We start from the raw sequence: 6,145 nt of genomic DNA, 5'->3' as shown, positions 1-6,145 counted from the left end.
CGGCGGCCGACGGCGCGCCCTGGGTGTGGGCCCGCTGCGTGCGCGAGGGGGTGGGCGACAGAGGACCGGGGCCGGAGCACCGTACCGGCCGGGGGAAGGCGCCGGGCGGGGACGGCGCGGGCCCCGGACGCGGCGGCTCGTGGAGTGGGACGGTCTCGGGGACGGGGTAGGGGATAGAGGGCCGGGTCGGTGGCGCCCTCCTCGAACCCGAAGCCGCCGCCGTCGAGTTGCTGCCGCGACAGCCAGCCCACGGCGGCGTCGGCGCGGGCGGTGTCGCCGAGCGCGCGCAGGGCCTGTGCGGCGTACGCGGTCGCGTAGACGCTGCCGGTCGTGGAGCCGGTGTAGCCGGGGAAGGCGCCGTCCTCGCGCTGGGCTTTCGTCAGGTAGGTACGGGCCTTCGTGACCGTGTCGTCGTGGCCGCCCGCCTTGTTGAGGACGAGGGCGACCAGGCCGGTGGTGGCGGGGTCGCCGTCGCAGTACTCGCCGGGGCGGATGAGGATGCTGGTGATACCGCCGTCGTCGCACTGGAGTTGGGTGAGACGGTCGACGGCCTCCGCCGGGGGTGTCACCCCGGCGCGCAGCAGAGTCAGCACGGACAGGGCCTGGCCCTCCGCGTAACCGGCGTTGCGGAAGTCCCCCTTGGCGGTGCAGCCGGGGGTCGGCTCGCCGGACTCGGGGCCCGCCGCGCACACGTTCTTCGCCAGGTCGCCGATGAGGTCGTGGCCGCCGAAGGCGTGCGGATCCTGCTCGGTGATCTCGGCCAGGAGTGCCAGTCGGGGGGCTGCCGTGGCGTCGGGGGCCTGGTCGGTGCCATTCGGGTAGGCGTAGTCGCCGGTGTGGGCGGCGAGGAACGCGGTGACCTTGTCGAGGGAGGTGCTCTTGCCGTCGGTGGCGGCGAGGGCGTAGGCGGTCTCGGTGGTCAGCAGGTAGTTCGGGGTGTCGGCGCCGTCGTCGACGATGCGTTCGCCGTCGGTGAGGCGGCTCTTGAGCCAGGTGGCCGCGGAGGCCAGGTCGATGTCGCCGGGTGCGCCGGTGGGTGTGCCGCTCGGGTCGGGGGTGCCGGTGCCGCCCGCGCGGACGTCGTCCGGGGTGAAGGTGGGCTTGCCCGTGCTGCCGCCGATGTCGGTGCCGCCGTAGACCCAGGCGTCGACGTCGCCGTCCTTGAGCTTGCGGTCCATGGCGCCGTACTGGCTGTAGGTCCACTCGTCCTGTCCGGGCGAGGCGGTCCAGTACGACCAGTAGGCCGTCGCCTGCGGAGTCAGGACACAGGACTCCTTTTCCGGAGTCGGGTACTGCGTACCGGAGTTGAAGTCGCCGTAGCCGATGCGGCAGATGAAGCCCGGACCATCGTGCTGGGTGCCGGTGGTGGTGAATCCGGCGTCGTGGAGCAGGTCGTAGCCGGTGGTCGGGGTGGTGTCGCAGCCTCGTTCGACCTTGCCGCCGAACGGCTTGAAGTCCACTGCCAGGACAGCGCCCTTGGTGGCGGTGCAGTCGCCGATCGGGTCGGCCGAGGCCGGGGCGATCGTGGTCAGGAAGGCCACGCAGGCGGCTGTGATGACCAGCAGTGCGGTGGCAAGTGCCGTCCAGGGAGCGGGTCTTGTGCCCGTCCGCCCGTCTCTTCGCTCTCCGGTCCTCACTGCCGCCCCCTCGTCCCCTGTCCGGCGCGGGACGGAAGCGTGGCAGAGGGCCCTCGTGGTCAGGGGAGTTCCCCCGCACGAGAGCTGGTCGCACCACGCCGTAGTCCGCGACGGCGTTCGTTGCTCGGATCACGCTCCAGGCATTCCGGCTCGCCCGGCGTGTGCCGGGCCCACGGTTGCGGGTCAGCGCCGGTTTTCGACCGGCTTCCCCTGGAACTTGTTGCGTATCAGGCGGATTTGAACATGGTTCACAGGAAGCGTCAAGGAGTGGCACAGCGTGACGGGGGTCCCTCTGGCCACGCGGGTGCCGGTCGGGTACCGTCCCGCACTGCCGAGTGGGGGAACCCGGTGGGAGTCCGGGGCTGACGCGCAGCGGTGTGGGACGGCAGGGGGTCGTCCCGAGCCCGAATGCCCAAGCGGTGCAGCACCTTTGGCAGCCCGTCCACGCGTCCCGGACGGCGGCCCGCCCGCCGCTCCCCGGAGTCGGCACGGGGCCGGTCGGCGTCCTTCATCCAAGGAGCACGCCATGTACCGTCGCCCTGCCCTCGTCGCCGCCGCGGCGCTCGGCGCCTTCGCCATGACCGCCCTGCCCGCCGCGGCGACCGCCACCCCGGCGCAGATCGCCACCTCGAAGACGAACGGCGTCACCTATCTCAAGTCCCTTCAGGCGGCGGATGGTTCGTACGCCGGGTCGGGGCTGTCCAACGAGTGGGCGTTCAGCGCCTTCGCCGCGGCCGGAACCGCCGCCGTGGACGTGACACCGGGGGGCGACACCACCAAGAACGCGAGAACCATCTACCGCAACCTGCTCTCCACCAGCGGCTGGCCGTCCTCCTCCCCCGTCGTCACCGACTACGAACGCGCCACCCTCAACGCCTACGCCGCAGGCATCGACCCGGCCCGCGTCTCCGCCTCCCGCAACCTGATCGCCGACATCTACGGCTACTGGCAGTCCTCGGAGGCCGGTTACTTCGGCCCGTCGGCCAACTTCAACGGCACGGTCTTCGCCGCACTGGCCCTGAGCGGCGCGAAGACGACATCCGGTCAGGTCCGCGTCCCGCAGTCCCTGCGCGATGCGATCGTCACCCGGCTGCGCGCCAACCAGCACAACGACGGCGGCTGGAACTACAGCAAGGCCGAGGGCAACGCCACCCAGCTCGCCGCCGCGAGCGACATCGACATGACCGGCGCGGCCATGGCGGCGCTGTGCGTGTCGGGCGTGCCGAACACGGACACCGACATCGTGCAGGCCAAGGCGTTCCTGAAGAGCAAGCTGGTGGCGAGCACGGGTGCCTTCAACGCCATGTTCGGCGTCAACACCGACTCCAACGGCTGGGCCGTGTCCGGCCTCAACGCCTGTGGCATCAACCCGCAGACCGGTGACTTCCTCACCTCGATGGGCAAGACCCCGGTCGACTTCCTGATCGCGCAGCAGTTCAACCCGGGCGGCGGCTTCAAGTACTTGCCCAGCGACACGAGTCCGTCGGCGTACGCGTCCATCGACGGCCTGCGCGCGGTGGCCGGGGGCGGCTTCACCGCCACCCCGCCCGTCCCGACCACCGCCGGTGCCCCGCAGTGGGTGGGCCAGTCGTCCTTCACCTCCGGTACGGCGACGAAGGTGGCGCTGACCGTGGACGACGGCGCCGGGAACCTGAAGGTGTGCTCCGTCGCGCTCACCCCGACCGGTGCCACGACCACGCTCGGCGCCGTCCTCGACGCGGCCGTGAGCGCGGGCACCCCGTCCGGGTGTGTCACCGCCGTGACCCCGTCCTCCGGAACGGGCACCATCACCTCCCTCAACGGCAAGGCCAACAGCGGTTCCAGCACATGGAAGGCGAGCATCGACGGCTCGTCGTTCACAGGCGCCGCACGGCAGACGGTCGTGGGCGTCGGTGACACGATCGCGGTGCGCTGGGGCGCCTGACGGCGGCCGTACGGTCGTAGGGTCGCGGCATGCGCATCGTCTCCCTGCTGCCCGCCGCGACCGACATCGTCGCCGAGCTGGGGCTGTCGGACCAGCTCGTCGGCCGTACCCACGAATGCGATTGGCCGCCGCGCGAGGTGGCGGCCGTCCCCGTCGTGACCGGCGCCGACCTCGACCAGGACCGGCTCAGCAGCCGGGAGATCTCCGACGCGGTCGGCGGTTCGGCGCACTCGGGGTCGTCGCTCTACACCCTGGACACCGAGGCGCTGGCGGCCCTGCGCCCGGATGTCGTGCTCACCCAGGACCTGTGCGACGTGTGCGCGGTCTCGTACGAGAAGGTCAGCCGGACGGTACGCCTGCTCGACGCCGACACCCGGGTGCTCAGCCTGGAGCCGCGCACGCTGGCCGACGTACTGGACTGCCTGGTCACGGTCGGCGACCTGCTCGGCGTACGGGAACGGGCCGAGCAGCACCGGGCCGAACTCGCCGCCCGCATGGAGACGGTCCGCGCGTCGGTAGCGGACCGCGCCCGCCCCCGGGTCGTGGCGATCGAGTGGCTGGACCCGCTGTGGCCCGCAGGGCACTGGGTGCCCGAGCAAATCACGGCGGCGGGCGGCACCCCGCTCCTCGCCGCCGCAGGCGAGCACACCAAGCCGATGACCTGGGAGTCGGTCCGCGCCGCCCGCCCGGACGTACTGCTCGTCCTGCCGTGCGGCTTCCCACCCGAACGCACCCTGCGCGAGAGCGAGTTGCTCACGGGACTACCCGGGTGGGAGGAGCTGCCGGCCGTGCGCGCGGGCCGGGTGTGGGTCCTGGACGGTCCGTCGTACTTCAACCGTCCAGGACCGCGGGTGGTGCGTGGGGCGGAGGTGCTGGCTCACGTCCTGCACGAGGTGAAGGTCGGCGAGCCGGTCACGCCGGCGGAAGCCCGCCCCTTCCCTGCGCTCAGAACGCCGTCCAGGTGAAGGCCACCTTGTCCCCGGGGTTCAGCTTGAACTGGCAGCCGCCGACCGGCGTGGACGTGCCGTTGACGGAGATGTTCCAGTAGGCGACGCCTCCCCCGTCGACGTTCTTGATGGTGTCGACGGAGTAGTCGTCGAAGGACGCGTACCAGGTGCCGTCCCAGGTGAAGTGCCGCTTGCGGGCGGCATCGTCGAGGGCTGCCGTCGGGGTCGGGACGGCGGTGGGGTTGGCTCCGCCGTTGGTGCCGTCGCATCTGTGGGTACCGCCGGTGGCGGTCGTGACGTCGTGCCCCTTCGTTCTGACCTTCCCCTTGAAGAGCAGGCCGTCCGGCCCCTGCACGGTCAGGGTCACCTTGACCGGGGCGTTGGTGTCCGTGGATTCCTGCGCGTGGGCGACGGCGGGCGCGGAGGCGAGGGCGAGACCAAGGGCGGCCGTGGTGATCAGACCACGTCGTGTGGATATGCGCTGCAAGGCTGAGCCTTCCTGGTACGGGCGGCCGCAGCCCGTCGCCCCGAGGACCCGCGCATGAGCGCGCCCCTGGCTCTCGGCTTCGCGCTGCAGACCATGACAGTGGAAGCGGTGCTGACGGCACACGCCGGGTATCCCGACTCACAGCCCCAACGGGCCGCACACGGTTGCAGGTCAGCGCCGGACTCCCACCGGCTTCCCCCAGCTGTGCGCCTGTGCAGTTGTGGTTGTCCGTCCGCGTCCCATGCCTTGGCTGCTGTCGTGCTGGACGCGAAGCCCTGGAATCCTAGGGCCAGCCGAAGCGAGTCGCCAGAGCACGGTGATCGTCGACCGGTTCTGCTTCGACAGCGTTCCGCAGTCGGCTGGAGACGAACGCGCACCGTCCCACCATCGCGCTCGGGTCGTAGGTACCGGTCCGCCCGACTCAGCCGCCGAGCAGGGGACACCGCTGTTCGGGTCCGGTCAGTCACCGAACGCCAGGATGCGCCGGTGAGACACGTCACACACGCCCTCCGCCCCCTTCCGGGGACGAGCCGGGTCCACAGAGCTGCTGCATATGATTCGCAGGTGCTTGAATACCGCATTAAAACAGCCACGCCCGCGGACCTCGGTGAAGCCCGCGCGGTGATGCTCGACACCGTCTACCGCGACTTCGGCACCGGGTACGTGCCGCGCTGGCACGCCGACATCGTCGACCCCGAGTCCTTCTATGTCTCCCCGCCCCGGCACACCCTGCTGGTCGCGGTGGACGACCGCGACGGGACCGTGGCCGCCACGGCCGCGCTCGACGCGCGCGGGCCGGAGCATCCACCGAACCCGCGATGGCTGGCCGAGCGGTATCCCTCGGGCGGTACCGCACAACTGCGGCGGGTGTACGTGCGGCCGGAGCACCGCCGACACGGGCTGGCCCGACGGCTGGTGGACGGCCTGCTGGACTTCGCCCGGGCGGACGGCGGCTACCGAGCCGTGTATCTGCACACGTATCCGCACTCGCCCGGCGCGATGGGACTGTGGCAGACGCTCGGCAAGGTCGTGTGCGACGAGCGGGAGGAACTGCCCGACGGCGGCAGCGGAGTCGTGCACTTCGAGATCCCTCTACACTAAATGAAAACCATATTCACCTAATGTGGGGCGACGACGCCCACGAAGCCAC

The 6,145-nt window shown here is 71.2% G+C and carries 4 protein-coding genes, 1 pseudogene and 3 riboswitches; of the genes and pseudogenes, 3 read left to right on the top strand and 2 right to left on the bottom strand.

From position 1 onward, the window contains the following. Nucleotides 1–1,541 (bottom strand): annotated as a pseudogene (locus HLK59_RS31425) (peptidase); the annotation flags it as partial. Between the two features lie 234 nt (nucleotides 1,542–1,775). Then, nucleotides 1,776–1,849: riboswitch (cobalamin riboswitch) on the bottom strand. Nucleotides 1,850–1,975: 126 nt separating this feature from the next. After that, nucleotides 1,976–2,051, top strand: a riboswitch (cobalamin riboswitch). Nucleotides 2,052–2,163: 112 nt separating this feature from the next. Here HLK59_RS31425 and HLK59_RS31420 point away from each other — a divergent pair. Together HLK59_RS31420 and HLK59_RS31415 are read left to right on the top strand one after the other, a co-directional pair. Beyond that, on the top strand, nucleotides 2,164–3,561 hold the full coding sequence (locus HLK59_RS31420; RefSeq protein WP_171144952.1) for a hypothetical protein: 1,398 nt from the start codon (nucleotides 2,164–2,166) through the stop codon (nucleotides 3,559–3,561). 29 nt (nucleotides 3,562–3,590) lie between these two features. Then, nucleotides 3,591–4,526 carry a cobalamin-binding protein gene (locus HLK59_RS31415; RefSeq protein ID WP_171144951.1) on the top strand — a complete coding sequence of 312 codons (936 nt, stop codon included), beginning with the start codon at nucleotides 3,591–3,593 and terminating at the stop codon, nucleotides 4,524–4,526. Here the strand turns inward: HLK59_RS31415 and HLK59_RS31410 are convergent. Continuing rightward, complete coding sequence (locus tag HLK59_RS31410) at nucleotides 4,507–4,995, bottom strand: DUF4430 domain-containing protein (protein ID WP_171144950.1); 489 nt, start codon at nucleotides 4,993–4,995, stop codon at nucleotides 4,507–4,509. The genes HLK59_RS31415 and HLK59_RS31410 overlap by 20 nt on opposite strands. A 126-nt stretch (nucleotides 4,996–5,121) precedes the next feature. Beyond that, nucleotides 5,122–5,194, bottom strand: a riboswitch (cobalamin riboswitch). 365 nt (nucleotides 5,195–5,559) lie between these two features. Between HLK59_RS31410 and HLK59_RS31405 the strand changes: the two genes are divergently transcribed. Beyond that, a complete protein-coding gene (locus tag HLK59_RS31405; RefSeq protein ID WP_171144949.1) occupies nucleotides 5,560–6,096 on the top strand; it encodes a GNAT family N-acetyltransferase in 537 nt (178 codons plus the stop codon). Nucleotides 6,097–6,145 lie beyond the last annotated feature (49 nt).

Source organism: Streptomyces sp. S3(2020), from assembly GCF_013044505.1.
Lineage (GTDB): Bacteria > Actinomycetota > Actinomycetes > Streptomycetales > Streptomycetaceae > Streptomyces.
Note: the sequence above shows the minus strand (reverse complement) of the source record. Positions and strands in the feature narration are given on the sequence as shown.